Genomic DNA, 25,428 nt, shown 5'->3' with positions numbered 1-25,428 from the left:
AGCATGAGCAAACTCAATCTAATCGCCCGCGATAACGGTGCCGGACTCAGTCGCGACATGCGGCTGCTTGCCGACGCCTTGCGGGCCTGCGATCAAAGCGTTACCGAAAGCGGCCTGCCGCATCGCGGGCGTTTCGCCGAATGGATGACTCGCCTGCGCCACGCGCGCAGCGCTCCAGCGTATGACTTCAACCTCATGCTGGAACGGATTCGCCCGGAGTTTCTGCCTGCGGCGCACCGTAACGTGCTGATCCCCAATCCCGAGTATTTCCGGCCGGAAGATCGCGCCGCGCTGAAACGGATGGATGCCGTATGGGTGAAGACCCGGCATGCCGAACCATTGTTCGGCGCATTGGGCGCAAGCACGCGCTATATCGGCTTTACCAGCCCAGACCGCCGCGACCTAAGCGTCGCGCGACAGGCCACGTTTTTTCATGGCCCTGGCCGCAGCGGCAACAAGGGTACCGAAGCGCTGCTTAAGTTATGGGCAGCGCACCCAGACTGGCCGATGCTCACCGTGGTGTGGCGTCGCAAACGTGTCGAGGTCGGCTCGCTGCCGGCCAATGTCACGCTGATTCGTTCTCATCTCGATGACGCCAGCTATCGGCGCCTGCAAAACCAGCATCGTTTCCATCTCTGCCCCTCGCAAACCGAGGGCTATGGCCACTACCTGGTCGAGGCCATGAGTTGTGAGGCCGTGGTGGTGACGCTGGATGCGCCACCGATGAACGAACTGGTCAACAGCGAACGCGGCGTACTGGTCCAGGCGCAAGTGATCGGCCAGCAAGATTTAGCCACCACCTACGGCTTTACCGGGGCAGCAATGACCGTGGCGATCGAGCATTGTCTGGCGATGACTGAAGACACCGCGCGCGACCTGGGTCTTGCTGCCCGTCGTTGGTATGAGAGCGAACAGCAGGCTTTTCCGCTGCGCTTGCAGGCCGCCCTGGCCTCTGCGGTTTAGCGGAGGTCCACCGGACTGCCGGGCTCCGCTTCATGCTCGGCGATACCCAGTGCGCAACGCACGATGCCTTCCTGCCGGGTTCGCCGCAGAATAATGTTGTTTGGCATGGTCGGATCGTCGGGGTCGCCCGGCGCACGCGAACGATGCTCCAGATGAATCGCCAGGCCGGCGAACTTCAACTGACGCCGACGCAGCCCTGCGTTCTGCAGCCGCGCGGCCAATTCCAGATCCTCGCTGCCGTAGCCTTCCATCGCCTCGTTAAAGCCGTTGACGCGCAGTAGATCGTCGCGCCAGATCGCCATATTGCAGCTCATCACATGCCCGCCCTTGCGCGAGCGCGCCTTCAGTCGCGCCAGCCAGGGCAGGCGCAGGGCATGGATACGCTTGCCATAGTTCAACTGGCTAGCCACCGCGTCTGCGGGGCGGTAATAGGCATCGATCCAGGGATGAAAATGCGGCTTGCCGCCAGCCAGCAACCGGGCGGTCTCCGCATCGGTGACGCGCAGCCGGGTGCCTTGGATAAAGCTGCCGCGTTGCGCCAGCATCAAATGGTCGGCGATAAACCGGGGGTGGGTGACCATGTCGCCATCGAGCAGGATCACATAGTCGCCCTGTGCCGCAAGAATGCCGCTATTACGTGCCCGCGAGGCACGAAAACCACTGTCCTCCTGCCAGACATACCGCAGCGGCACTGGATAGTCGCGCGCCAGCCGCAGCAGCAATTCACGGGTATCCGGGCGCGAGCCGTCGTCGGCAACAATCACTTCGAACGGCAACACTGTTTGCCGCATCAACGCGCGCAGCACCAACTCCAGCGCCTCGGGCCAGTTGTAGGTGAGGACAATCAGCGAGACTTTCATGTGAGGCTGGTAGCTGGTGCCGTAGTCCGGCGATCAAGCGACATGCTCAGCGCCAAAGGCAGCCAGGTTATCAACCAGCCCGGCCGCGGACTACTCAGCAGATGCGGCAGATCGAATTGCACCATGACGGTGGCGAATACCCAAAGCGCCAGCACGATCCTGCCCAGGGTCTCGTGACGATGACACCAGCCACGCCACCCCAGGGCCAGCCAGATCCCCGTCCACAAGAGCAACCCCGGCAAGCCCAACTCGATCGCTAGCTGACTGAACATATTGTGCGCATGGGTGAGCACTTCGCCACCCGCCTCGAACCGAAACACGCCACCCTGGCCGAGCCCACCCCATGGGTGCTGCAAGAACAACGCCTTGGCTTGCATGAAAATCTCTGGCCGCAGCGACCAGCCGCGCTCGGCCAGCATCGGCATCACCAGAATGACGCCGACACAGCCAAACACAAAAATAATGCCTGCATACAGCAAGGCACGACGTCCACCGCGGCATAGCACCATCACGATCAAGGCGGCGAATAGCGCCGCCCAGGCACTGCGAGTAAACGTCAGCAGCACGAACAGCCCGAGCACAAGCAGCCCGAGCCATTGCGCGATACGGTACTTGAGCTGATGAAACTTCCATGGATAAAGCCACAGCAAGGCCGCACTCATGGCGGCTGCCGCCAGATTGGCATTGGCCATGGCACCGAAACCGACGAGTCGTTCGTTGAGCGGTGGATGCACAAAAAATTTCAGGATGGCTAACAGCGCAACCGGCACCATGACCAGGCCACAGCCAATCAGCAGTTGCCTGATGCGATGGACATCACGGCCTATGCCACCGTGCCAGGCGATCAGAAAAAGCAGAATGCTGATATTGCGCGCGGCTTCATCCGCTGGCCGCGACACATTGCTCCACAGCAACGTCACGCAGCCCCACGCCAACAGCAAGATAACCCACGGCATGAGCGGCTTGCGCCATAACTCGACCGCGCTCCTGGGCTGCGTCGCAAGCAGTGCAAGGGCAGGGAGATACAGCGTGAAGCCCAGGATGTACTGATAGAGCTTCCCCGGATTGAAGGAAGCACCCGCTGGAGCAATCGCCATGCCGATAATGAGCCAGGCGACACCGGCGCCAAGCAGATGGTTCAGCCATCGGTGGCTAGGATTTTTACCTGGTTCAATACCGTGCCCGTGCATCGTGACGCCGTTTTGATGAGCACTCATTCGTGTGGCACCCCGATCTCGCGGAGATCGGCCGGCGCCTGCGCAAATTCGTGCAAATGGCCATCCACGCCGCATTCACTTCGAATCCGCCGCTCGTCGCGGCTCGCAAACAGCAGTTGGTTGTTCGGCAAGTCGACAGCGCTTGGATCCGGCGGCGCCACGCTGCGATGCTCCAAGTGCAGGGCAAGCGCGGCGAATTTGATCTGACAACGCCGCAAGCCGGCATTGAGCAGACGAAGATCCAGCTCCAGGTCCTCACTGCCGTAACCATGCATACGCTCGTCATAGCCATTGACGCGTAGCAAATCATCGCGCCAGAAGCTCACATTGCAACCCATCGGGTGGCCGGTGGAACGCGATTTCAGCGCGGCCAACCACGGCAGCCTAAGGGTGTGATGGCGACGGCCGAAGTGATACGTACTGCGATCGTCGTCGTCACGAAAATAAGCATCGACGAACCAACCGAAGCGCGGCGTACCGCCGCCCAGCAATCGGGCCGTCTCTGCTTCGGTGGTGCGGGCTCGGGTGCCCTGCAGGAATCGGCCCGGCCGCGCCAAACGCAAATGGTCGGCGACGAAATGGCGATGCACGACCATATCGCCATCGAGCTGGATCAGATACTCGCCACGGGCAGCCGCAATACCGCGATTGAGAATGCGCGCCTTGCGAAACCCTTCATCGGGCTGCCACACGTGGCGCAACGGCACGGGGAAACTCCGCGCCACATCGCGCAGGAGTTCGGCGGTGTCCTCGCGCGAACCGTCGTCGGCAACAATCACTTCGTCGGGCAGGCGGCTTTGCTGCGCAATGCTACGCAGCACCAGCGCCAAAGCCTCCTTCCAGTTATAGGTGGAGACCATCAGGGAAACACTGGCCTCAGCAGGCTTGGGCATATCTCTCAATTTCTTAGGTATGACCCGCACTATGGCGGGCAGATGAATTCAAAGGCTAACCGCTTGCGCAATAACCTTACCTAAAGACCGCAGTCATCCAGCCTAAGCAAGAACCCACGCAGTGAAGGCGCTCTCCAGTGCGGGATGCCGATCGTATTGATGGACGATTGGCACGGCTTGCCCGTCTTCGTTCAACAGCCGGCCATCGGCTGACATGACGAAATCCGATGTCTGCATACAGCCCACGGTAGCGATCCGGGACCGAAACGGCTGACATGGATGGGCGTCGGGCAACTCCCCGCAATGAAGCAATTTATTGTGGAACGCCTGGTCATAGATGCGCGTTTTCATCTTGTTGAACGGCAAGCTCATGATTTCATGCAACATCTTGGCTATATAGCCCTGCACCGAAGCAACCGCCCCCATGGTCACGCCCGAACAGGAAACCTGTCTATCCCCCAATCTTTGCAACATCGCCTCGCCATAGGCGTCGAGGATCCAGTCACGATCAAAGTGTTCGGTAGCGATCGTCAACCGGTCCGTTTCCATGCCAACGGACAACCCTGCGTCCAGGCCTACAAAAGGATCGGCCTGAAACACCACATCCCGCACATCGGTAAGCAATACGTTGGAAAACCCCGGATGCCCACTGAGATATTCGTCGTAATGGAAGTAACGCGTGACATGCGGCATACCCTGAAACTTCAAGAGTGACTTTTTCAGCTTCGGAAAAGTCTCGGCCGGAGCCAAGGCATAGAGTCGCTTGATACACGAGCGCATGAATTTGGCATGCTCACGAATCCCTTTGATACGCACCAATTGAACGTCGACTGACGGCGCATCGTCGTCAATAGCCGTCCGAATCGACGCCATCTGCCCCTGATAGACAAAGAGCACCAGGCGACCGTTGAATCCAACGAGGGCGAGGCTTCGTAAAAATAAGCGGATGTCCTTTGCCGCATACCCTGCTGCCGCACCCAGAATCAGATTACGCGACTCAACCATGTCGACCGATCATCAATACACCTACATTTACCGTTATCTGTTTCACTGAAATCTTCCAAAGGTCTACGGCAACTGAGTTTCAACGCCACTGGATAACGCCCTCTGCGGCGCAGGGCATCTTACAAAGCTCAACCGGTCATTTTGCCTTTTATCCGCAACTTATTGTTGTGACGACCAAGGCAGCCTTATCGCCCGCTTCGTCTCCTCTGATCCGCGCGGGCTAGAATACGCCGATGCAGAAACTCCCCCTCACCCTTGTCGTCATCACCCACAACGAGGCCGACAACATCGCCCGCTGCCTGGACAGCGTGCCGTTTGCGGCCGAGAAGCTGGTCATCGACAGCGGCAGCGACGACGACACCGTCGCCGTCGCGCAGGCGCATGGCGGCCGGGTGGTTCATCAGGATTGGCTGGGTTTCGGGCCGCAACGCAACTTCGCCTCGACGCAATGCAGCCACGACTGGATTCTTGCGCTGGATGCCGACGAATACTTGTCGCCCGAACTGGCCACCGAGCTGGAGCAGCGTTTGCCAGAGTTAATGGCCGGCCCCGGCCCCGCCGCCATCCTGCGCCGCAGCACCGTCTATATGGGTCGGCCGATGCGTTGGTACCGGCCGGCGGTGGGTGAAAAAATGGCCCGGCTCTACCACCGCGACCGCGCTCGCTGGACCGATGCGCGGGTACACGAATCGCTGCGCTTCGAGGGCTCGGCGCCGACGCTAGACGCGCCATTCAACCATGCCAACAATCCGACCCTGGTGCATAAGCAGCTCAAAGTGCTGCGCTACGCGGAGCTGAAATGCCGCGACTGGCTGGACAAAGGTAAGCCGGTACGCATGTGGCAGGCGCCGTTCGTGTTTCTGCTGGCCTTTGTCAAAGACTATGTGTTTCGGCTGGCATTTCTGGATGGCTGGCGCGGCTTCATGATCGCGCAGACCGCCGCCAGCTACGCCCTCTACAAGCGCATGCGCTACTACGAAATGTGCAACAACCCGGATTCAGTGCGGCTGGCCAGCGCCGCGTTGACTCGCCACGGAATCGATCGCTAAACCATGTCGGCGTCTGCCATGCCCAAGAAGCACTATCTCCTCTACGGCTCTGAGCGCTATGCGCTGGCTATCTTGCGCCCCATCCAAGAGGCCATCCGCGCCCGTGGCGACGAAGCGGCCTGGTTCTTCGATGGCCCCGGCGCGGAAGATCTGCTCGCAGGCGAACGCCTGCTCAGCGTGCGCGAGGTACGCGCGTGGAAGCCCATCGCCGTCATTACCTCCAGTAATGCAGTGCCGCACTTTTTCCCCGGCGTCAAAGTGGAAACCTTTCACGGCTTTGACGCCGGCAAGCCACGGCATATCTATATCCGCGGATTCTTTGACCTGTATTGCACCACCGGCCCGCGCGACACCAAGGCCTTTGGCGAGGTCGCCGCCAAGCTCGGCCATTTTGCGGTGATGGAAACCGGCTGGCCCAAGCTCGACCCCTTTATGAAAGAGATCGCCGGCCCGCTGCCGCCGGTACGCCAGCCGCCGGTCATTCTGTATCACTCCACCTTCTCGCCGTCCTGGAGTGCCGCCGAAACCCTGTATGACGAAGTGAAGCGGCTTTCACGCGATGGCCGCTGGCGCTGGATCATCACCTTTCACCCCAAGATGAACCCGGAGACCATCGCGCGCTATAAAGCGCTGCAAAACGAGTATCTGAGCTTTGCCGAGAACGACAACATTCTCGAACTGTTCCCGCAGGTGGATCTGATGTGCTCCGATACCTCCTCGGCGCTCAACGAATTTCTGCTCACCGGCAAGCCGGTGGTGACCTTCAAGAATCGTCGCCCCGGCCCGCAGTTGATCGACATCGACGAGCCCGCGCAATTTGAGCCCGCCATCGAGCAGGCGCTGGCCCGCCGGCCAGAACGGATGCAGGCCATCCGCGACTACGCCGATGCCATCCACCCCTATCGTGACGGCCGCTCCAGCGAGCGCGTGCTGGATGCGGTGGATGCGTTCATTGCCGCCGGTGCACGTAATCCGCGCCGTAAACCGCTAAACCTTTGGCGCAAGCTGAAGCTACGGCGCCGCATCGGTTATTGGGGACCGGCCTGAGCAGCCCTATGGGCTCACGGCGCCCTCACTGCACAACAAGCAGACACTGCCAGTGACCGGCTCCGGCTAGAATCGCCCCAACTCACCAAGAAATCAGCCTGTGACGTCACGCGCCTACAGCCGAACCGAACACCTACGCTCCCTCTGGCCCTGGTTGCCGCTGTGGCTGCTCGTCGCGTTGTTGGCGGTGTTCTCTCATGGACCGATGCCGCTGTACTCCACCCGCACCTTGGCGGTGGCGTGGGAAATGTGGAACCACGGCCATTGGCTGGTGCCGCACATCAACGGCGCTCCCTATAGCGAAAAAGTACCGCTGCTGTTCTGGATGATTCACGCCGGCTGGTTCGTGTTTGGCGTCAATGACATCTGGCCGCGCGCGCTGGAGGTGATCTTCGGCGGCATCGAGCTGATGCTGCTTGCGACCCTTGCGCGCCGACTGTTTCCCAACCGTCCCTGGGTCGCCAAGGCAGCGCCATGGATGCTGCTGTCGCTGAGCTATGCCTTCTTGTTCGGCCAGCAGATCATGTACGACGTGCTGCTGGCCATGTGGGCGCTGGCGGCCTTGCTGTGCCTGACGCCAACCGCGCGCAGGGCCGAGCCCCGCTGGCTGCTGTTCGGCCTGTGCCTTGGCGCCGGCCTGCTCACCAAGGGACCGGTGATGCTGTTGCATGTCGCGTTTCCATGGCTGCTCGGCCCGCTATGGAGCGACTGGGCGCAACAGCACCGCGCACGCTGGTACGGTCGCGGCCTGTTTTCGATCCTCCTGGGTGGCGCGATCCTGCTGGCCTGGGCGCTGCCGGCTGGTTTCAGCGGAGGCGACGCCTATCGCGAACGTCTGTTCTTCACCCAGACCGCGGCCCGTGTCGTCAACAACGTCGATACCGCCGAATCTCTGCAAAGCCATGCCCGCAAGGTCTGGTGGTATCTGTTGTATCTGCCGCTGTTGATGTTCCCGCTCAGCGCCTGGCCACGCGCCAGCGCCGCGCTGGTGATGCTGCGCCGACCGCTTGAGCCGGGCCTGCGTTTCGCCCTGTGCTGGCTGCTGCCCACGTTTGTGGCGTTCTCGCTCATCAGCGGCAAGCAACTGTATTACCCCCTACCGGAACTCGCCGGTGGCGCCCTGCTGCTGGCCGGCGCCATCGCCTTGCTGCGCGAGCGTCACCCGACGCTGGCCGCCAACGGCTGGCTCGGCACCTGGCCGCTCGGTGTCGGCGGCATTTTGTTCGGTGTTTTTTTGTTTGTGCTGCCGCTGCTAGTCACTGACAACCAACTGCACGGCGAATGGGTGGATGCGGCCGCCGACCACAGCCGCTTCTTCAGCATCGTGTTCGTGCTGCTCGGCGCCTTATTGCTGCTGCGCGGTCGGGGCGAAATGCGTCGATTGGCGTTCGCCGGCCTGATCGGCACACTCGCCCTCAACACCTTGTTCACGCTCACCCTGTGGCACAAATACGACCTCGATCCATCGGCACACCTGCTGGGCGCTGCCGATGCCGAGAATCGAACCATCGGCTATCTCGGCAACTACGAGGGCCAGTTCCATTTCGAGGGAAGGCTGCGCCATCCCATCGAGGAAATTAAGGAAGGCCAGTCGCTGCAGAACTTCGCCCAGGCCCACCCCAACGGACTAATCGTGGCCCGTCCGGAGAAACTCAGCGCCAACGATTTGCGCTATGCGCTGCTGGTGCAGCCGTTCCGCTCATCGTGGGTCGTGATCTGGCCAGCGGCGTCGCTCGCCGACCTGCGCGCCGGGCACACCCCGCCCGAGCCCGAACAACCCACCCAGATCTACCCGATCAACGAGTGGCGTCACCGCTCATTGCTATGAATGCAACACTGATCGATAACCTGCGCGCGCAATGCCATGGCCCCCGTGACGGCGCCCTACTGCGCTTCGCGCTCGGCCAGGCGCTGCTCAGCGCGGGCGATGTCGGCGCGGCCGCCACCGAGCTGCAACGCGCACTGGACTTCGACCCCCACTACTCCGCCGCCTGGAAGCTATTGGGCAAGGCACGCTTGGCCTCTGACGACACAGCCGGTGCAAAAACCGCTTGGCAACATGGCATCGAGGCCGCCCAGCGGCATGGCGACAAGCAGGCGGAAAAGGAAATGGCGGTATTTCTGCGCCGGCTTCCGTAAGCCTTCAAGAATCGTAGGATGAGCTACTCGTACGGGCTGGGCCGATCACTGCGCGTATAACGCTTGTAATGCCATTGATACTGCGTAAACGCCTGCGCCACGCAGGCCTCTACCCCGCGATTGAGCGCCGTGCAGGCCACCTGTAAATCGGCGTCGACCAGCCCATCCGAAGCCGGCAGCAGATGGATGCGGAAACCTTCGCCGCGCGGTAGCCGCTCGGCAAAAGCAAACAACACCGTGGCGCCGGTGCGCGAGGCCAGCCTGGGCAGCAAGACCATGGTCTCGGCATCACGCCCGAAGAACGGCGCCAACTGGCCCTCGCCCGAGCGCGGCTTCTGATCCGGCAAGATGCCGACCGTACCGCCGCTGGCCAATCGCTTATACAAAGTGCGCACACCGGCGCCCTCGGCACGCACCTGCTCGGGCGCCAAGGCTCCACGCGCCTTGCGCAACAGCCCTTCCACGGCAACGATCCGCGGCGGCCGATACAGAATCGCCATCGGTGTCTTGCGACATAGCCAATAGTTGAGCAGCTCCCAGCAGCCAAGGTGCGGGGCCGCAACAATCACGCCCTTGCCGGCGCTCAACGCCGCATCGAATAACGCTTCGCCGCGCACTTCGCGAATCAGATCCAGCGCTCGCTCGGCACCGCCGCCCCAGATCTTGGCGATCTCAGTCATCGACTTGCCGCTCTCGATCATCACCTCACGTAGCAACACCTGTTGTGCTGCGGCGTCCAGCTCGGGCCGCGCAATCCCAAGGTTTACGGCGGTATGGCCGACCACGCGTGCGCGGCGCCATAGCGAGAGCCGGCCGAGCAAGCCACCCAGGTTGTGCAGCACGCGCAAAGGCAGCAAGCCAAACAAACGCAGCAGGAGATAGAGCAGGTAGATATCGAAACGCATAGGCGCCGAAGTGTAACGGCAACGCGGCAAACCGCTGCCGTTAAACTTGCGGCTCCGTTTTATTGTGAACAGGCTCTTTTATGATCGCCCTGATCCAACGCGCCCTTTCCGCCCGAGTCGATGTTGAAAACGAGACGGTCGGATCGATCGGCCCCGGCCTGCTGGCCCTGGTCGCGGTGCAGCCGCAGGACGGCGAGGCACAGACTCGGCGCATGCTCGAACGCCTGCTCGGCTATCGCGTATTCAGCGACGAGCAAGGCCGCATGAACCGCTCGCTCAGCGACACCGGTGGCGACCTGCTGCTGGTCAGTCAATTCACCCTCGCGGCCGATACGCGCTCGGGCATGCGCCCAAGCTTCACCACTGCGGCAACGCCCGAGCACGGCCGCTATTGGTTCGAGTGCCTGGTAGAATTGGCCCGTAGCTCCCACCCAAGGGTGGAAATCGGCCGCTTTGGCGCCCATATGCAGGTGCACCTGGTAAATGATGGCCCGGTTACGTTCTGGCTCGATGCCTCCTGAACATCGCCTCCGGCAGCTCGCTTCAAACACAAAAAATCGTCAGAAAATGCCTGCTTGGCGCGATTTTTGCGTGTACATCTCTTTAGAAAAATCACTTGAAAACTGGTCAAAAAAGCAGCACATCGCTATACTGATCGGTTCCTGCATATGCGGCGGTAGGTATGAACAACAAAGCTCCCGAGCAACAGTCGGAAATTAAAGCCCTTATCTCCAAAGGTTTGGAGCAGGGTTATCTGACTTACGCCGAAATCAACGATCACCTGCCTGACGATATCGTCGATCCGGAGCAGATCGAAGACATCATGGCTGTGCTCAAGGGCGTGGGCATCGAAGTACACGATGCCGCCCCTGACGCCGACCCGCTGGCCGACAACGCCCCCGGCAGCGGCACCGACGACGAAGCCGCCGCCGAAGAGGCGGTCGCCCTGCTGTCGGCGGTAGATGCCGAAGTCGGCCGCACCACCGACCCCGTGCGCATGTATATGCGCGAGATGGGTACGGTCGAGCTGCTGACCCGCGAGGGCGAAATCGCCATCGCCAAGCGCATTGAGGAAGGCCTGAACCAAGTGCAGACCGCGCTGGCCAGCTTTCCGCAGACCATCGAGCTGTTGCTCGAAGAGTACGACCAGCATCTAGACGGCAAGCGCCGCCTCAGCGAGATCCTCGCCGGCTTTGCCGACCTTGAAGAAGCCGCCGACGCCGCCCGCGCCGCCGCCGCCGAGGCTGCCGAAGCCGCGGCCGCCAATGGCGTCGAGGAAGAGGTCGAAGACGAAGACGAAGAGGCTGCCGGCGAAGACGAAGAAGCCGGCCCCACCGGCCCGGACCCGGAAGAGGTCAAGCGCCGCATGGAGCTGCTGCGCGACTACTACACCAAGTTCCAAAAGGCCGCCCCCAAGGCCGCCGACATCACCGACAAGAAAATCGTCAAACTGCGCGACCAGATGGCCGAGGAGTTCCTCAAGCTCAAGCTGCCGTCCGCGCTGATCGACGGCTTCGTGCGCAAGCTGCGTGAAGTGGTCAACGACATCCGTCATCACGAACGCGCGCTGATGGACATCTTCGTGCGCCACGTGAAGATGCCGAAATCCGAGTTCCTCAAGACCTTCCCGAACAACGAAGGCAATCTTGAGTGGGCTGCCGAACTGAGCCGCAAGCGCCAGAAATGGTCGCCGAACATCAAGAACCACCGCGAAAACATCGATGCCGAGCAAGAAAAGCTCGCCGCCATCGAGCGCCAGTTGTTCCTGCCGCTGACCGACATCAAAGAAATCAACCGCACGATGTCGACCGGTGAGGCCAAAGCCCGCCGCGCCAAGAAAGAAATGGTCGAGGCCAACCTGCGCCTGGTGATCTCGATCGCCAAGAAGTACACCAACCGCGGCCTGCAATTCCTCGACCTCATCCAGGAAGGCAACATCGGCCTGATGAAGGCGGTGGACAAGTTCGAATACCGTCGCGGCTACAAGTTCTCGACCTATGCGACATGGTGGATCCGCCAGGCCATCACGCGCTCGATCGCCGATCAGGCCCGCACCATCCGTATTCCGGTGCACATGATCGAAACGATCAACAAGCTCAACCGCATTTCCCGCCAGATGCTGCAGCAGTTCGGCCGCGAGCCGACGCCCGAAGAGCTGGCCAAGGAAATGGAGATGCCCGAGGACAAGATCCGCAAGGTGCTCAAGATCGCCAAAGAGCCGATCTCGATGGAAACCCCGATCGGCGACGACGAAGATTCGCATCTGGGCGACTTCATCGAAGACACCAACGCCAGCTCGCCGGTCGAGTCGGCGACGGAAACCGGCTTGATGGAAACCGTGCGCGACGTACTCGCCGGCCTCACTCCGCGTGAAGCCAAGGTGCTGCGCATGCGCTTCGGCATCGATATGAACACCGATCACACGCTGGAAGAAGTCGGCAAGCAGTTCGACGTCACCCGCGAGCGGATCCGTCAGATCGAAGCCAAGGCACTGCGCAAGCTACGTCACCCGAGCCGTTCGGAGCAGTTACGCTCGTTCCTCGACATCGACTGATAAACCCTCCATCCGCATCAGCAAAAAGCCCCGCTCAAGCGGGGCTTTTTGCATTCATACCGCGCGTAAATCAGCCGATATCGTAAAAAAACCGCTCCGACACAATCTTGCCGTCATGCACGCGATACAAACAGATTTCGCTCATATCCATACGAGGACGTCCCTTCATAGTTACGTCCATGCTCATCGATACACTGAACCAGTTACTGGCGATGACCGGATCGCTGACACTGCCGCCATGCATCGTCTCGATCGACTCTGCGAACTGACGACCCTTTTCATAGATCGCTTCCAGCCCCTGCACATTGCCCGGCATCCCCGGCGGCAACCCGTCCGGCTCGATACTCACCGCGTCCTTGGCATACAGCTCACGCTGCGCCTCTTCGTACTTACCCTCACGGCATAACTCAACTAAACGCTTGGCAATCGCTTCGGTATTCATACGGCGGACCTCGCTAGCAATGGAATACGAAGCCTAGCCCTATCCGAGTGACAAGAGGATGTGAATAACGACAACACTCATCACACTCGACGCTCGACACCCACCCCCGCTACCATGGCAGACTTTGCTGCAGCGACCATGTCGCCCAGCGGGCCTATAGCTCAACGGTTAGAGCAGAGGACTCATAATCCTTTGGTTCGAGGTTCGAATCCTCGTGGGCCCACCATCATCCGCAGCACGCACAGTCGGATAGCTACGAACCCATAAGTTGCCCGAATGGACAGCTTATGGGTCACACGGCGCGGACAACTTATGGTGCAACTTTCCACGGCACCTAGTAATTGCCACTCCGAAGCATGGCCTGCTGAGTGCCCCTTGAACCCAAAGGCTGTGCCGGGCTATACCCAGCGCTGGCAAAGCAACACTAATGCGAGCCTCCACCTCCAGGCTTCTCTTGCAGCGAGCCCACGCGAGCAAGCGCGTCGGAGCGAGGCGAGTAAAAGCGTCGGGTCATTCTCAGGTCTTTGAGACTCGGCACTGGTTGCGGATAACGCGTTACCTCAAGGAGAGAAGCTATGGCCAATCACTCTGGTCGCAGAGATCACGCAAATGATCTACAGAAGCGGGAAGAGGATGTGCGTCAGCAATCAGAGAGGCATTGGGCCGACTTTCTCAATGCCACGCTAGGGGTTATCGGTTTCCCATTGGGCTTGGCCTGCCTATCGACGAAGACGCCTTCTATCAATGGTGCGTTGTGTTTCGTTTTTGTCCTCAGCATATGGGTCAACAATAGACGTCTAATGCCGAAGCATTTCAGAGAAGCGTCGAAAAATACGTCGTGGCGCGGTTTTTGGAACAATGTGAAGTTCTGGCTTAGAACGGCTCCTGCGGTGATGGGCTACGTGTATTTGCTTCTTGTGGCATTGAGCCACCCCATCTATGTTTCTTGCACCACTAAGTACCAGTGCCCGGTGATCGCCGACTGGATCAAGTACTACGTGGGCGCCCCTTAATCCTTGACTCTTGGGCAGACAAACGGCTTGGTGGCTAGAGGCATTTAACGCAGATCACCGTCTATACCGGTTCGCTAGCGCGATCACCCGCAGAAGCCCCGCAAGCCGAACGTAACGACCTGTCATTGGTCATGAGCTTGACGTGCATACACTCCGCGTGGCGTCCAAGCACCAAACATATGCAAACGGTCGCCGGGTCACGGTGACCGTTGTGCGCAGTCATTTCAGTGCGCTGCGCTACCTTGCCCCAGCACCTGCCCGTTGACCTCCACGCCGTACAGCGATTGCGGCGTGTCGTGGAATTTCGCTCGCGTCTGCACCACATTGCCGGCGTAGCGCGGGTCTTGCGGACGTTCGTGGGCATCCATGAAGTACGCCGCGTCCCAGGCATCTTGCTCAGTCAAGGTATTGCCCCGGCCCAGCGGCATGTTGGCCTTGATGAAGGAAGCGGCCTTATCCACTTCGTGCATGCCCGCGCCCCAGTTGAACGACTGCGGCCCCCACAGCGGCGGGAACACCATCTTTCCCGCGGCCATCTGGCCTTGGCCGTCGGAGCCATGGCACAGCGCGCAGTCGCGCTTGAACACCTGCTCGCCACGCGCGAAGTCGGGCGCCTGCATCGGCTTGGCCAGCTTAGGGTAGCCGCGTCCTGACAGCTCCTTGCCCACCGGCTCGCCCTGCGACATCCAATAGGCATACGTTTCCAGCGCGACCATCTCCGCACTGTCAGCCGGCGGGGCCTTGCCGTTCATGCTGTACATGAAGCAGCCCTGCAACCGCTCGGTGAAGGTGTTCACGTGATGGTTCTTGGCGCGGTAGGCCGGGTACATGCTGTAGGCACCCCACAACGGCCCGGAGCCAGCGAGGCGACCGGCGTCGAGATGGCAATTCTCGCAGTTGAGCTGGTTGCCGACATAGCCGGGCGCGTACTTTGCCGTCTCGGTAAAGATCTTCCGGCCCAGCTCGATCTGCTTGCCGAACTCGTCGTTAGGTATCGCCGACTCGGGCGGCGGTATGAAAACAGCAGCCTGCTGCTTGGCCGAGCTTGTAGCGGGCGCCGGTGCAGCGGCGACGGTCTTTGCGGGATGATCGCCAACGCCGCCGCACGCGACCAGGCACAGCGTGGAAGCGAGCGCCGCGATACGCAGAAGGTTCATGGTTTGGCTCCCTGCGCCGCGACGGATTGCGCTGCATACCAGGCGGTAATAGTGTCGATATCGGCAACGCTCAGCTTGGCGGCGACGCCGCGCATCAACTCCAGCGGGTCGTTTTTACGCGTGCCCTGCTGCCAAGCGCGCAACTGGTTCGCGAGATAGCTCGCCGGTTGCGCGGCCAACGGCGGAAAGCTGTTGCCAACGCCGACACCTCCGGGCCCATGGCACTGATCGCATGCGGGCAGACCTTGCGACCAGCGGCCGCGACCAGCCAGCACCGACCCGGCCGACGATGACGCCGTTGTGGGTACCGCCGAAGGCGGTTGCAGCGACGCGTAATAGGCGGTCAGTGTCTCGCGCTCGTCGGCGTTCAACGCGGTGGCTACCGGCTGCATGACGGCATTACCGCGGATGCCGGAAGCGAAGTCGTTCAACTGCTTGCTCAGGTACTCGGCCGGAAGGCCAGCGAGCCTCGGATATCCGTTCGCCGCTTGCCCGCCGCCATCGGCGCCATGGCAAGCCGCGCAGGGCGCGGCCCCGCGCCCGTTGCCCTGCGTAGCTAACGTGGCGCCATCCGGCGACCCCGCGCATGCGCTGCCGGCCATCGACAAACCGGCCAGGGTGAAAAGAAAAGACCATCTCGCGCTCATGGCTTCGGCTCCTGGAATCCGTACTTGCGATAGATCGCCTGTGCCTGCGGTGTGCGCATGAAGGCGAGGAAATCCCCTGCCGCCTGCGTGTGCGGCGCATCCTTCATACGTGCGGCGGAGTAGGTAGCGGTGACGTTCTGTTCGGCCGGAATCGCTACTGTCTCGACGGGATGATGCAAAATTTCCTGCTGGAAGTACGCCTCGGTCAACCAGACCGGCGCTGCATCCGAATCGCCTTGCAACACACGCAACGGCGATTGCCGATGGTGAATGCTGGTGAGGAAGGTGCTGCCATCGTTCACCTTCGTATCCATGATGGCGTGATCCAGCGCATCGCCGCCGGCCTTTCGATAGCCGGCCTCGATCTGCTTCGCGACGCCTTCCCACTGCGGATTCGGCATGCTCACCCGCACGTCAGCGCGGCCGAGATCAGCCAGGCCCTTGATACCTTTCGGATTGCCCTTGGCGACCAGGATCGCCAAGGGATTGCGCGCGTAGTCGTAAACATCGTTGAACCAGCCGTGCTGCTTCTGCAACTCGGCCACGTCGTTCTTGCCGGCCGTATAGATGTCCGGCTTCAGCTCGATCTTCAGATTGCCCATGACCAGCGATCCGCGCTCGATCTGCTTCGCCAGAATGCCTGGCGGCAAGGTCTCGACAAAGATCCGCTGGTATTGCGGATGCGCCTGTTTGAACGCCACCAGCAGATCGTGCACCACCATGAACTGGTTGCCAGCGAAAAACACCACCAACTGTGGATCGACGATGTCGCCATGCAGATCGGCGATGGCATCCACCGGCGGCACCGAGAACGCCACGCCGCCCGTCGGCGGCGGGTTCCATGGCGGCAGATAGTCGGACTTCGCCTGGCCTTCCGCACTCACTCCGAAAGACATGCTCAAACCTGCCACTAGCAGGCAACGCGCAAGACGCAATCGCATGTCAGCCTCCGTTACAGCGGCATCAGGGAATAACCCTGCCGCTCGAGATCGCCGATCGTGGTCAGCGCCGAGAGTGCGAGGGTGACATCCTTCGAAGCCCAGCTATTGTCGTATTTGTGCTCAGCCATGGCCTGACCGCACACCGCCACATCCACCCCCGCCTTGTGCAACTGCGCAATCACCGGCAGGTTGGGATTGGCCACGCCGAACTGCGCGCGATAGTGCTCGTCGTCAAGCACCAGCGCCGTGGCCGGCCCGTAGGCAATGGCGACAAACTTCAAGTGGCTCAACGGCACGCCGGCACTCGTATAGAGATTGACCGCGCGCGCCACGCGCTCCAGCGCCGGGTTGACGTCGCCGGGCTTCTCCGAGGGCTTGGTCAGCGCGAACACCACCTTGTGGGTGGCCTTGGCGTCCGGCTGGTAGGCCGCCTGCGGCAGCGGGTGGATAGCGCCGGCCGCAGTAATCACCGGCGCAGGTGCATCGGCGGCCAACGCGGCAGCAGCGCCGCCCAGGCTAAGTGCGAAAGAAAGAGACAAGACTTTGCGGAACATCGCACACACCCCCTATGAAGACGCCAGCCGGCGCCGCGCAGAACAGTACGTCGCCACACGCTATCGAGCAACGTTATATTTTCTATGACGAAGATAAGTCCGGCTTATACATTGACCATCGATGCATACGGGTCGCGCGTGCTCCATGGTCGTCTATTCGAATTCACGCATCGGGCTTACCTGAGGAGCTATGCGATCACCGGAAGTTCGAGGATTTCTTTAACGCGAACAATTCGGAACCGCGATACGCCGCAGCCGGGACGTCATTCAAAACGCCATCGAGAGCTTGTAGATTTATGGCATCAAGCAAGCTTGAGTCTTCCGCATCGACCTAGCGGACGACCTAGACTAGGCATTACCCATTCCGTTTCGACCCGGAGCGGACCTGACACAAACGTATTCATGGAGACATAGATGCGCCAGCGTCTAGGACTTTTGATGGCGGATGAACCTGAAACTCATTACCAGTGGGTGCGCGAGGGCTGCCCCGAAACCGATGTCGGCTGTTTTGTGGAGGGCACAGTGGTATGGACGGACCACGGCCTAGTACCCATTGAGCAGCTCAAGCCAGGGGACATGGTGTTGTCGCAACCCGAAGGAACGGGCGCCCAACAGTACAAGCGCGTGCTCAATACCTTTGAGCATGCGGACAAAGAAATCTGGCATCTGTCGTATTACGACCCGCGTAGAGAGGACATGGGGTACCTCTACGCAACCGCTAATCATCCATTCTGGGTGCAGGATGTCGGCTGGGTAGCACTGGAAGATCTGGAGCCGGGTCAAAACATGGAGCTCAGTGATGGCACCGTCGCTGTAGCCTACAAATGTGACGTGTTGTATCGGACCGCCGAGCCAAACATCGGATTCGTCACCACTTCATTTGCCGACAAATATTTTGGCTTCCTCGTAGATCTTGAGCATGGCTTCAACTGCCTCAGTTCTGATGGAGATGATCTGTTGCATCACCTTCAACACGACGCCCCCGAGATGCACCGACGGGTGTTCAACATCGAGGTGGAAGATTTCCATACCTATTACGTGGGCGAAGGCGGTCTTTGGGTTCACAACAGCAATTACAGTGGCGCACGCCTGCCATTTTGAGGCGCATGCGGATGAGGGGTCTGCTGCTGCCATAGGGTTGAATACGGAGCTTGGCGGTCCCGGTGGTGGCGGCCAAACGATGCGAGATAGCGCAAGCACCCATTCATGCTGCCATCGTTACGCATGAGGTCCGCCACATATCCTGCGACCCTGGCTTCTGCACCGTAGAAACCAAGTCGAGCCTTGAAGGGGGGACGCGTCGTAGCGGCGCCGCCATGGGCTTGCGACCCCGGCATACGTTAGAGATCCATGCCGGCGGTGTCACGCTGATGATCTCGACGAGGTCAAATACGATACCGGCGCGCGTCCGCAGGCTCGCTATTTCAAGTAGTCACTCGGCTCGCGCCATCATGCACTTACGCCGCCGCAGAATTAACAGTATACAGCGCGCACAAGACCGCTCGCACGGGGCGACGGTCACTACCACCCTGCCCGAACGGGCACGCGCTGAGCCGGCGAATTCTTCGTCCAGCCAGATCACACATGCGCGCAGCGGGAACCTATATGGGCCAACCCTCTAAAGCTAGCGAACGCCATCTGCTGCATTTCGATGCCACCTCTTCGCTCCAGCGCGACCACACACTCACCTACTACGCAGGCCTCACTCCGCACCGCATCCACGCCCACACCAAGGCCACGCGCTCCGATGCCCGCGTCGGCAATCCACTGCTGCAACGGATGCCTGATACTCGCCTGAGCCACTATCTCGAAGTGGATCTGCCGACCGACTCGGTCATGGTCACCTATCTGGCGCGCGCCACAGAGGTCGAAGGCGCACCCACCGAAGACTTTCTCTCACTGGCCGTGCACGTGCCGCGCGAAGGCCGGCAGCGCCTGTACGAAAACCGCCTGTTGCGCGGCGTGTCGCAGGAACAGCACCCCAAGCTCGCCTGGCTGCTGGAAGACGACGAAGTGAGGCAAGAGCTGAGCCCCCTGCTGCATAGCGACGCGGCGCTGCTCGAAACCGAACTGCTGCACGATCTGATCGACCCGTTTGAAACTGCCTCCACGTTGCTGTTTCAGCACCCGTCGCTGATTAACCTCAACACGGAACACGGCGGTGCCATTCCCGCCCTGATCCTGCGCGACTGCGTCGGCCGCGCGTTGCGCAAGCGCAGCCGCCTGCTCGACGAAATCCGCCGCCTCGGCGAGCAATGGTCGCGCCGCGTGCCCATGCTCGACGCGGACGGCAAGGTAGTGACGGATGCCGAGGGCACGATATTCACCATCGAAGTGCACGAGGGCGTGCGCCGTCACATGGGCGCCCCGATGGGCCTGGCGCTGAAGTACTCGCAGCAGATGGAGGAACTGCAGGGCCAGACCTGGCGCATGCAGTACGGCCAGACCGTGGAGGAACATCGCCCCGCGCGCGCGAAGCAGCAGGGCAAGCGCCCACTGCTGCAGGCCGACCAGACGCGCTGGACCCTGAAGGCGCTGAGTACCATGAACGGCGTGAGTACCGGCGCCGTCAGTTTCGATCCACCGCGCGAAGGCGGCCTGGAGATCAACGAGGGCTGGTCGTCGAGCGATCCCACGCCCATGTCCAAAGACATCGTCGACGCGCTGATCGAAGGCCGCATGTTCGTCCGCGTGGAGACGGCGGACGATGCCAATGCCTGGAAAGGGGGCTTCGCCGCGCAGCCGCCCAAGCAGGAAAGGGAAACCGTGTTCGAGGCCGCCTACCGCAGCGGCAGCGCGGGCGCGGACGCCTTCACGGTGGACTTGCGACTCGACGATCTCCAGGTGGACTTGTACCTCCACGTGCGCATGCATTCGACCTCCAACAAGGTGCTCAGAACCGCCCATCTGTACGTGCGCGAGCCCAATGGCGTGGAACGGAGCGTGTGGAGCGCCGCGCCGACGACCAAGGGCAAGTACGGCCAGCTACGCGTCGACATGAAAAACGAATGGCTGCGCCACCTGGTCGCCTACGCCGAGTTCTTCGACGCCTCCGGCCGCGTGATAAAACCCGAAAACTTCCCTGGGAACATGCCGTCCTCGCTATCGCCGTATTTCGACCATCACGACACCAAGCGTTACATCGATCTAATCGACCCCGTAACCACTATTTTCGGCGTGCCGATCCCGGCCGATACGCAGACGCTGAAGATCGACGTCCCCGAATCGGCTTCGTCGGTCAAGCTCTATTGGGGCGGATTGGGTACCGGCGAGTTCGATGCAACGGTATGCCTGCTGGGAATCCTCTGCACGGCGGTGATCGAGATGGCCCTGCCCATCTACCTGCTGGTCAAGGGCGCGTCGGAGAAGAACACCGGCATCATCCACAACTTGATGAAGGATCCGAAGGTCCGCATGGGGATCTACTCTCTCGGCATCGGCGTCACCACCGGCTATGCGTTCGGTGCTTCGCAAGACCCCGGCAAGACCATCGGCAGGGTGGCCACGGTGGTGCTGCCCAAGCTGGCGAAGCTGGAGGCCAAGAAATTCTCCCTCTACCTTGCGCAGAAGGCCGGCGAAGCCGTGGCCAAGCGCGCCGTGCCGCTAATCAACCTGGCTTTCCTCGCGCTGGATACCACCATCACGCTGATGCAGCTAGCGCAGACCACGGCCGCCGTACTGCAGTCGCCCTTCTACTACACCACCGAACTCACCCGCACCTTCGACCTGCGCGGCCGCGTGCTGCCGGATCCGGCGTTCAACAAGTTTCCCGACCACCACGACCGCATGGTCGTGCGCGTACTCTACGACTCAGGCAATACCTTGCCGGTGCAGGAGATTCGCCTGCCGGGCGAAACGCTGTCCAAGCCACTGCCGTTCGAGTTCAACGGCATCGCCGCCGGCGGTCGCGTGAAAGTGATGGTGTTCTTCTACGCCGCCAACGGCTGGCAGTCGGCAATGGGCGCCTCGGGCTGGGTGGATGCCAAGGGTGCGCAAGGCAGCTCAGTGCTGGCGCTGGACGTGGTGGTGAAGAACGCACTCATTCCGCTATCGCGCCAGTCGGTCTACGAGCACCGGCAATCGATCGTGTTCGAAGGCGGGCGCCATCGCTGGAAGCAGCGCCCCGCACCCACCACCACCATCACCACGGCACCGACAGACGACGGCCACCGCCTGCTGTCGATGGGCGGCATCACCGTGGCGCAGCGCCCGGGCATGCTTGGCTACTCCTGGCAGGCCAACGGCTTGAACAGGCCGCGCGACCGCCCGGGACCGCCCACCGACGGCGCGATGCATACGATGCAGAACCTCTCGCTGCTGGAAGATCCCGAGGCCTCCTACGCCAGCTCTCCGCTGGGCTTTTCCCTGCCCTGCGGCGTGGCCTACGACCTCGGCTCGGCGGAGGACGGCAGCGGCGCCAGCTTCTATCTCGATCCCAGCGGCGGCGACTACGACGACATCCGCAATCCCGCCGGCGGCTATCACCTGCGCCGCATCGCGCTGTCGCTACATGAGAAGCCGCTCTTCGAGCCAGGCAAACGGGAGAGCTGGGGCCGATTCTCCGCACCGGTGGACCGTTTCGTAGTGCATCCGCAGGGCTACGCCGCCGGCGTCAGCGCCGACACGTCCAAGCTCTACTTGCTGAAGCTGGCCGCGCCGAAGAAAAACGAGGAAGCCACCGTCGCCAGTCCCTACAGCGGCGAAGGCGAACGTGTCGGCCTGCTGCTGCAGCCATGCGCAATCGCGGTGGCGCTGGATGGGCGACTGCTGGTACTGGAGCAAGGCAACAACCGCATCCAGAGCTTCGACATTTCCGGCAACCCCGTGCCGTACTTCAAGCCCAAGGGCCAGACGGAGAAGTCCGCGGTACTCCCGCTGCGTCAGGTGGGTGCGATGGGCACTACTTATCTGGACCTGTCGGTGGAGGCCAAAGGCTATCTGTTCGTACTGGCCTACGATGGTAACGGCAGCCAGCCGGAGCACTACCGCATCGATATCTACGAACCGGACGGCAGCTTCCTGGTCAGCACGCCGCGCGTGGCCGCGGCGCGCATCGCGGTGGACCTGGCGCGCAGCCTCTATACGCTCAACTGGGAAACCCTGAGCGGCCCGGATCGCCGCACCGAACCTTCGCTCAGCATGTGGCTACCTCCACCGCCACCGCCGATGTCCAGCAAAAGGAAAAAGTAATGTTTATTTTCGAAGGCAAGCTCAGCCTGTTCATCGGCGACGCGCACCTACGCTTCATGTTCCATGTAGACAAAGACGCCAAGCGGATGCGGATTCAGCTCGATGAGCGCGAACCGGACACTCGATCCTTCGAAGAATGGGCCGCGTTCTTCCAGGGCTTCATCCCCATCCCTTTCCCGGCCCCGCGTGGACTGCTGTCGGCGCTGACCGGGGCACAGAACGAGCCAGAGCCGGAGCGGGTCGCGCTGCTGGCGCGGCTGGCGGGCATCGATACACAGCAGCGCAACAAGTTTGAGATGCGCACGGATGCGCACGGCGTGTCGAGCATCCGCGAGTCCAAGCGCTGCGAGAAGGCCGACTTTGGTCCACAGGGCAAGACGGTAATCGATCTCAACGACACCGATTTCACTGGCGTGCATTTCATCGACACCGATTTCTCCAAGGCCCTCCTGGTCGGCGTCAACTTCACCGATTGCACCTTCGAGCGCTGCACCTTCGGCTCCTGGCAGCTATACGCCGGACGCATGATAAGAGCCAATCTCAGCAAGCAAAGCCTGGTTAACATGAACCTCAGTGATATCAAGCTGGACGGCGCCAAGCTCGACGGTGCCACCATCCGGGACTGCAATCTGGCGGGTGCCTCGCTTAAGCAAGCCAGCCTCAACCGGACCTGGCTCTCCGGCTCGAACCTGATATATGCGCAGCTCGACGGCGTGGAAGGCACCGCAACTATTTTCCATGACTGCAGCTTCACCTATGCCTCATTGAAGAATGCGAGGCTGACCCGGCCGGCATTCGGCGGCTCGAAGTTCGTCGTCTCCAATGCCCAGAACGCCAGCCTCGTCAACGCGCGCTTCGGAGCGCTGACCATGGAAGAAGTACTCCAGGTCATCGGCCTGCAGTCGAGCGCGAACGCTGGACTCGACCAGCCGGCAAGCATTCACCAGGTCGATTTCAGCGGGGCCACGCTCACGGATGCGCGTTTCGACGGCGTGCGCATCTCGGATAGCACGTTTGACGCCGCGAAAATGGACAAAGCCATCTTCGGAGGAACCACGCTGAAACTCGTGTCGTTCAAAGACACCGAACTGGCCGGCGCGGATTTCAGCGCCAGGGAAGCCGAATACGAGGGAGGGCAGCGAATGCGCGCACCGGTGCCGGTGGCCAGCTTCGACGAAGTAAACTTCGACAACGCCGACCTGCAGGGCACCAACTTCCGCAACGCGGTGCTGGCCGGCAAGGTGAAGCATGCGCGCACACCCCGCCGTGACACCTCCCGGAAAGAGCGCATGCACCTGGCCGGCGCCAAGTTCGCCTCCAGCCTGTTGGGCACCGACTGGTCCTATGTCGATGCCAGCGGTGCGACCATTACGCTGGACCGGCCAAGCAGTGGAGCCTTCGAGAACTTCAAGGCCAAGGAAGCGATCCTGCCCATCGTGGATTTCGCGGGCCTGAAGCTAATCAACGCCGATTTCGAATCTGCGGACCTACGCAGCATGCGCTTCGGCAGTTGCAATCTGGAAAACGCTAAGTTCAGCAAAGCAATCCTCGAAGCCGCGGATTTCACCGGCGCCCATCTGCCAAGCGCGAATTTCGCCAATGCCACCCTGATGAACGCGAACTTCTCCGACGCGTGGATGTGGGAGGCCATATTCAATGGCGCCGTGCTCACGGAGGCCAATTTTTCGTCCGCCATGTTGGCCGAGGTGGATTTCAAGGGCATCAGCGACGGCAGGCTGAGCAACGTGAACTTCTCGGGCGCATGCCTGGTGTCGGCAACGTTCACCAATATCAAGGCGCCGCGCTCCGGCAATAAACAGACGAACTTCTCCTCGGCCTGTCTGGCCGGCGCCGATTTCGTCGGGGCCTCCTTGATGGACGTCGTACTGACTAGAGCGCAGCTTTCCGCCAAGAGAGGAAGCATCAACGTCGTGCACCGCCTGTACCCCGATGGCAAAACGTTCGACTATGACCCGACCAAACTCGACGCCCGCAGCACGGGGCCTCAAACCACCTGCCCTGATGGCAGGGGCGGCACGTGCACTACAGAACAACTGCACGCCTTTCCAGTGTCGGCGCGATGGCCGTCCAGCTCTATTTGAAGGTTTGTTGGTGGACCCGTCTTCCGAAGGAGACGAATTTCGTTTTATATGCGTCGAGGACCATCAAGCAATGCGCACCTCGACGTAACCCCTCTCCACCGGGAGAGGGGTTGGGGCGGTCTCCACGCGGAGCGCGAGGTAAGAGGTCCGAGGTAAGGGATCAGATTCATTAAAAAATGTCTTTGCGCCCTTGGGTCCCCGGTACGGCCTAAACAGCGCGCTGGCGTTGGGCACACGACTCCTGCTGGAAGTGAGCGCGGCCGGACTGCAAGATCAGTCCGCGTATAGGTTCAACTTTCCGAAATTGTTGCAGCAGCGAGCGGCGCGAGCACCGTCCAACCAAGGTTCGCATAAAGGTTGCGGCCGTCTTCTGTCGCGACCAGAAGCTGCGGACTTACGAGGGATTTTCTCGCCGCTCCAAGAGCGATCATCACCGCGACACCCAATCCTTTCCGCCTGTGATCCTGCGCAGTTTCGATTCGATCATAAATGAAGACATCTGCAGTTTCTGCCGCGCATCCGCTTGCGGCCAGATCGCCATCCGGCGCGATGATGCAAGCTCGGGCGACCGGCCCGGCTTGATGAAACTCCATCCTGTACCCATTCGGCAAAGGTTTTGTATCGAGGGTTGCCGCTGCCGCCGTCATAAAATAGTTCGCTGGTTGAACCTCCCAGCGAGCTGGCAGTGCACTTCGCAACTCCTCGTCAGAGCCGCACAGCTTTATGTAATGCCGTGGAGCCGTAATGTCA

At 61.1% G+C, this 25,428-nt stretch carries 22 protein-coding genes and 1 tRNA gene; 12 read left to right on the top strand and 11 right to left on the bottom strand.

What is annotated here, in order from left to right:
• Nucleotides 1-3: 3 nt before the first annotated feature.
• Entirely contained in the window at nucleotides 4-963 is a 960-nt protein-coding gene (locus tag DVJ77_RS07210) for a glycosyltransferase (RefSeq protein ID WP_114844826.1), read from the top strand.
• Here DVJ77_RS07210 and DVJ77_RS07205 read toward each other — a convergent pair.
• The 4 genes from DVJ77_RS07205 to DVJ77_RS07190 all read right to left on the bottom strand — a co-directional run bounded on the left by DVJ77_RS07205 (nucleotide 960) and on the right by DVJ77_RS07190 (nucleotide 4,938).
• On the bottom strand, nucleotides 960-1,823 hold the full coding sequence (locus DVJ77_RS07205; RefSeq protein WP_114844825.1) for a glycosyltransferase family 2 protein: 864 nt from the start codon (nucleotides 1,821-1,823) through the stop codon (nucleotides 960-962). The genes DVJ77_RS07210 and DVJ77_RS07205 overlap by 4 nt on opposite strands.
• Nucleotides 1,820-3,040 (bottom strand): O-antigen ligase family protein, encoded by a 1,221-nt coding sequence (locus DVJ77_RS07200; RefSeq protein ID WP_162791402.1) that lies wholly within the window; start codon nucleotides 3,038-3,040, stop codon nucleotides 1,820-1,822. Before DVJ77_RS07200 ends, DVJ77_RS07205 begins: the two co-directional genes overlap by 4 nt.
• Nucleotides 3,037-3,933, bottom strand: a complete 897-nt coding sequence (locus tag DVJ77_RS07195; RefSeq protein ID WP_114844823.1) for a glycosyltransferase family 2 protein — start codon at nucleotides 3,931-3,933, stop codon at nucleotides 3,037-3,039. Before DVJ77_RS07195 ends, DVJ77_RS07200 begins: the two co-directional genes overlap by 4 nt.
• A gap of 102 nt (nucleotides 3,934-4,035) precedes the next feature.
• Nucleotides 4,036-4,938, bottom strand: a complete 903-nt coding sequence (locus DVJ77_RS07190) for a hypothetical protein (RefSeq protein WP_114844822.1) — start codon at nucleotides 4,936-4,938, stop codon at nucleotides 4,036-4,038.
• Nucleotides 4,939-5,171: 233 nt separating this feature from the next.
• Here DVJ77_RS07190 and DVJ77_RS07185 point away from each other — a divergent pair, with 233 nt between their 5' ends.
• From DVJ77_RS07185 to DVJ77_RS07170, 4 genes are all read left to right on the top strand, one after another.
• Nucleotides 5,172-5,987: a glycosyltransferase family 2 protein gene (locus DVJ77_RS07185; protein WP_114844821.1), complete on the top strand. Its 816-nt coding sequence runs from the start codon at nucleotides 5,172-5,174 to the stop codon at nucleotides 5,985-5,987.
• An 18-nt stretch (nucleotides 5,988-6,005) separates the two neighbouring features.
• Entirely contained in the window at nucleotides 6,006-7,034 is a 1,029-nt protein-coding gene (locus DVJ77_RS07180; protein ID WP_114844820.1) for a CDP-glycerol glycerophosphotransferase family protein, read from the top strand.
• Nucleotides 7,035-7,134: 100 nt separating this feature from the next.
• Nucleotides 7,135-8,862, top strand: coding sequence for an ArnT family glycosyltransferase (locus tag DVJ77_RS07175; protein WP_114844819.1), 1,728 nt, complete (start codon nucleotides 7,135-7,137; stop codon nucleotides 8,860-8,862).
• Entirely contained in the window at nucleotides 8,859-9,173 is a 315-nt protein-coding gene (locus DVJ77_RS07170; protein WP_114844818.1) for a tetratricopeptide repeat protein, read from the top strand. The genes DVJ77_RS07175 and DVJ77_RS07170 overlap by 4 nt, the downstream gene beginning before the upstream one ends.
• Before the next feature lie 23 nt (nucleotides 9,174-9,196).
• Here DVJ77_RS07170 and DVJ77_RS07165 read toward each other — a convergent pair whose 3' ends face one another.
• Entirely contained in the window at nucleotides 9,197-10,078 is an 882-nt protein-coding gene (locus DVJ77_RS07165; protein WP_114844817.1) for an LpxL/LpxP family acyltransferase, read from the bottom strand.
• 80 nt (nucleotides 10,079-10,158) lie between these two features.
• Between DVJ77_RS07165 and dtd the strand changes: the two genes are divergently transcribed.
• Both dtd and rpoD read left to right on the top strand, forming a co-directional pair.
• Complete coding sequence (gene dtd / locus DVJ77_RS07160; protein WP_114844816.1) at nucleotides 10,159-10,599, top strand: D-aminoacyl-tRNA deacylase; 441 nt, start codon at nucleotides 10,159-10,161, stop codon at nucleotides 10,597-10,599.
• Nucleotides 10,600-10,760: 161 nt separating this feature from the next.
• Nucleotides 10,761-12,632: an RNA polymerase sigma factor RpoD gene (gene rpoD / locus DVJ77_RS07155; protein WP_114844815.1), complete on the top strand. Its 1,872-nt coding sequence runs from the start codon at nucleotides 10,761-10,763 to the stop codon at nucleotides 12,630-12,632.
• 70 nt (nucleotides 12,633-12,702) lie between these two features.
• On the opposite strand, the gene DVJ77_RS07150 is transcribed toward rpoD, so the two are convergent.
• On the bottom strand, nucleotides 12,703-13,074 hold the full coding sequence (locus DVJ77_RS07150; RefSeq protein ID WP_114844814.1) for a SnoaL-like domain-containing protein: 372 nt from the start codon (nucleotides 13,072-13,074) through the stop codon (nucleotides 12,703-12,705).
• A gap of 150 nt (nucleotides 13,075-13,224) precedes the next feature.
• Here DVJ77_RS07150 and DVJ77_RS07145 point away from each other — a divergent pair.
• Both DVJ77_RS07145 and DVJ77_RS07140 read left to right on the top strand, forming a co-directional pair.
• A tRNA-Ile gene (locus DVJ77_RS07145) sits at nucleotides 13,225-13,300 on the top strand.
• Between the two features lie 349 nt (nucleotides 13,301-13,649).
• Complete coding sequence (locus DVJ77_RS07140; protein WP_114844813.1) at nucleotides 13,650-14,087, top strand: hypothetical protein; 438 nt, start codon at nucleotides 13,650-13,652, stop codon at nucleotides 14,085-14,087.
• 224 nt (nucleotides 14,088-14,311) lie between these two features.
• On the opposite strand, the gene DVJ77_RS07135 is transcribed toward DVJ77_RS07140, so the two are convergent.
• From DVJ77_RS07135 to DVJ77_RS07120, 4 genes are read right to left on the bottom strand one after another with little or no spacing between them, the layout of a single operon-like run.
• Nucleotides 14,312-15,244 carry a c-type cytochrome gene (locus DVJ77_RS07135; RefSeq protein WP_114844812.1) on the bottom strand — a complete coding sequence of 311 codons (933 nt, stop codon included), beginning with the start codon at nucleotides 15,242-15,244 and terminating at the stop codon, nucleotides 14,312-14,314.
• The gene (locus tag DVJ77_RS07130) at nucleotides 15,241-15,891 is read right to left on the bottom strand and encodes a c-type cytochrome (RefSeq protein WP_114844811.1); all 651 of its coding nucleotides are present in this window, start codon (nucleotides 15,889-15,891) and stop codon (nucleotides 15,241-15,243) included. The genes DVJ77_RS07135 and DVJ77_RS07130 overlap by 4 nt, the downstream gene beginning before the upstream one ends.
• Nucleotides 15,888-16,832, bottom strand: a complete 945-nt coding sequence (locus DVJ77_RS07125) for a substrate-binding domain-containing protein (protein WP_114844810.1) — start codon at nucleotides 16,830-16,832, stop codon at nucleotides 15,888-15,890. The genes DVJ77_RS07130 and DVJ77_RS07125 overlap by 4 nt, the downstream gene beginning before the upstream one ends.
• An 11-nt stretch (nucleotides 16,833-16,843) precedes the next feature.
• Nucleotides 16,844-17,386 (bottom strand): DsrE family protein, encoded by a 543-nt coding sequence (locus DVJ77_RS07120; RefSeq protein ID WP_114844809.1) that lies wholly within the window; start codon nucleotides 17,384-17,386, stop codon nucleotides 16,844-16,846.
• Between the two features lie 414 nt (nucleotides 17,387-17,800).
• Here DVJ77_RS07120 and DVJ77_RS07115 point away from each other — a divergent pair, with 414 nt between their 5' ends.
• The 3 genes from DVJ77_RS07115 to DVJ77_RS07105 all read left to right on the top strand — a co-directional run bounded on the left by DVJ77_RS07115 (nucleotide 17,801) and on the right by DVJ77_RS07105 (nucleotide 24,678).
• The gene (locus DVJ77_RS07115) at nucleotides 17,801-18,487 is read left to right on the top strand and encodes a polymorphic toxin-type HINT domain-containing protein (RefSeq protein WP_114845272.1); all 687 of its coding nucleotides are present in this window, start codon (nucleotides 17,801-17,803) and stop codon (nucleotides 18,485-18,487) included.
• A gap of 483 nt (nucleotides 18,488-18,970) precedes the next feature.
• Complete coding sequence (locus DVJ77_RS07110) at nucleotides 18,971-22,576, top strand: NHL repeat-containing protein (RefSeq protein ID WP_225427881.1); 3,606 nt, start codon at nucleotides 18,971-18,973, stop codon at nucleotides 22,574-22,576.
• Complete coding sequence (locus DVJ77_RS07105; RefSeq protein WP_114844807.1) at nucleotides 22,576-24,678, top strand: pentapeptide repeat-containing protein; 2,103 nt, start codon at nucleotides 22,576-22,578, stop codon at nucleotides 24,676-24,678. The genes DVJ77_RS07110 and DVJ77_RS07105 overlap by 1 nt, the downstream gene beginning before the upstream one ends.
• Before the next feature lie 290 nt (nucleotides 24,679-24,968).
• Here the strand turns inward: DVJ77_RS07105 and DVJ77_RS21065 are convergent, their stop codons facing one another.
• Entirely contained in the window at nucleotides 24,969-25,271 is a 303-nt protein-coding gene (locus tag DVJ77_RS21065; RefSeq protein WP_225427880.1) for a GNAT family N-acetyltransferase, read from the bottom strand.
• Between the last annotated feature and the right edge of the window lie 157 nt (nucleotides 25,272-25,428).

It is taken from the genome of Dyella tabacisoli, from assembly GCF_003350925.1.
GTDB classification, from domain to species: Bacteria; Pseudomonadota; Gammaproteobacteria; order Xanthomonadales; family Rhodanobacteraceae; genus Dyella_C; species Dyella_C tabacisoli.
This window is presented reverse-complemented; position numbering and strand designations above follow the sequence as displayed.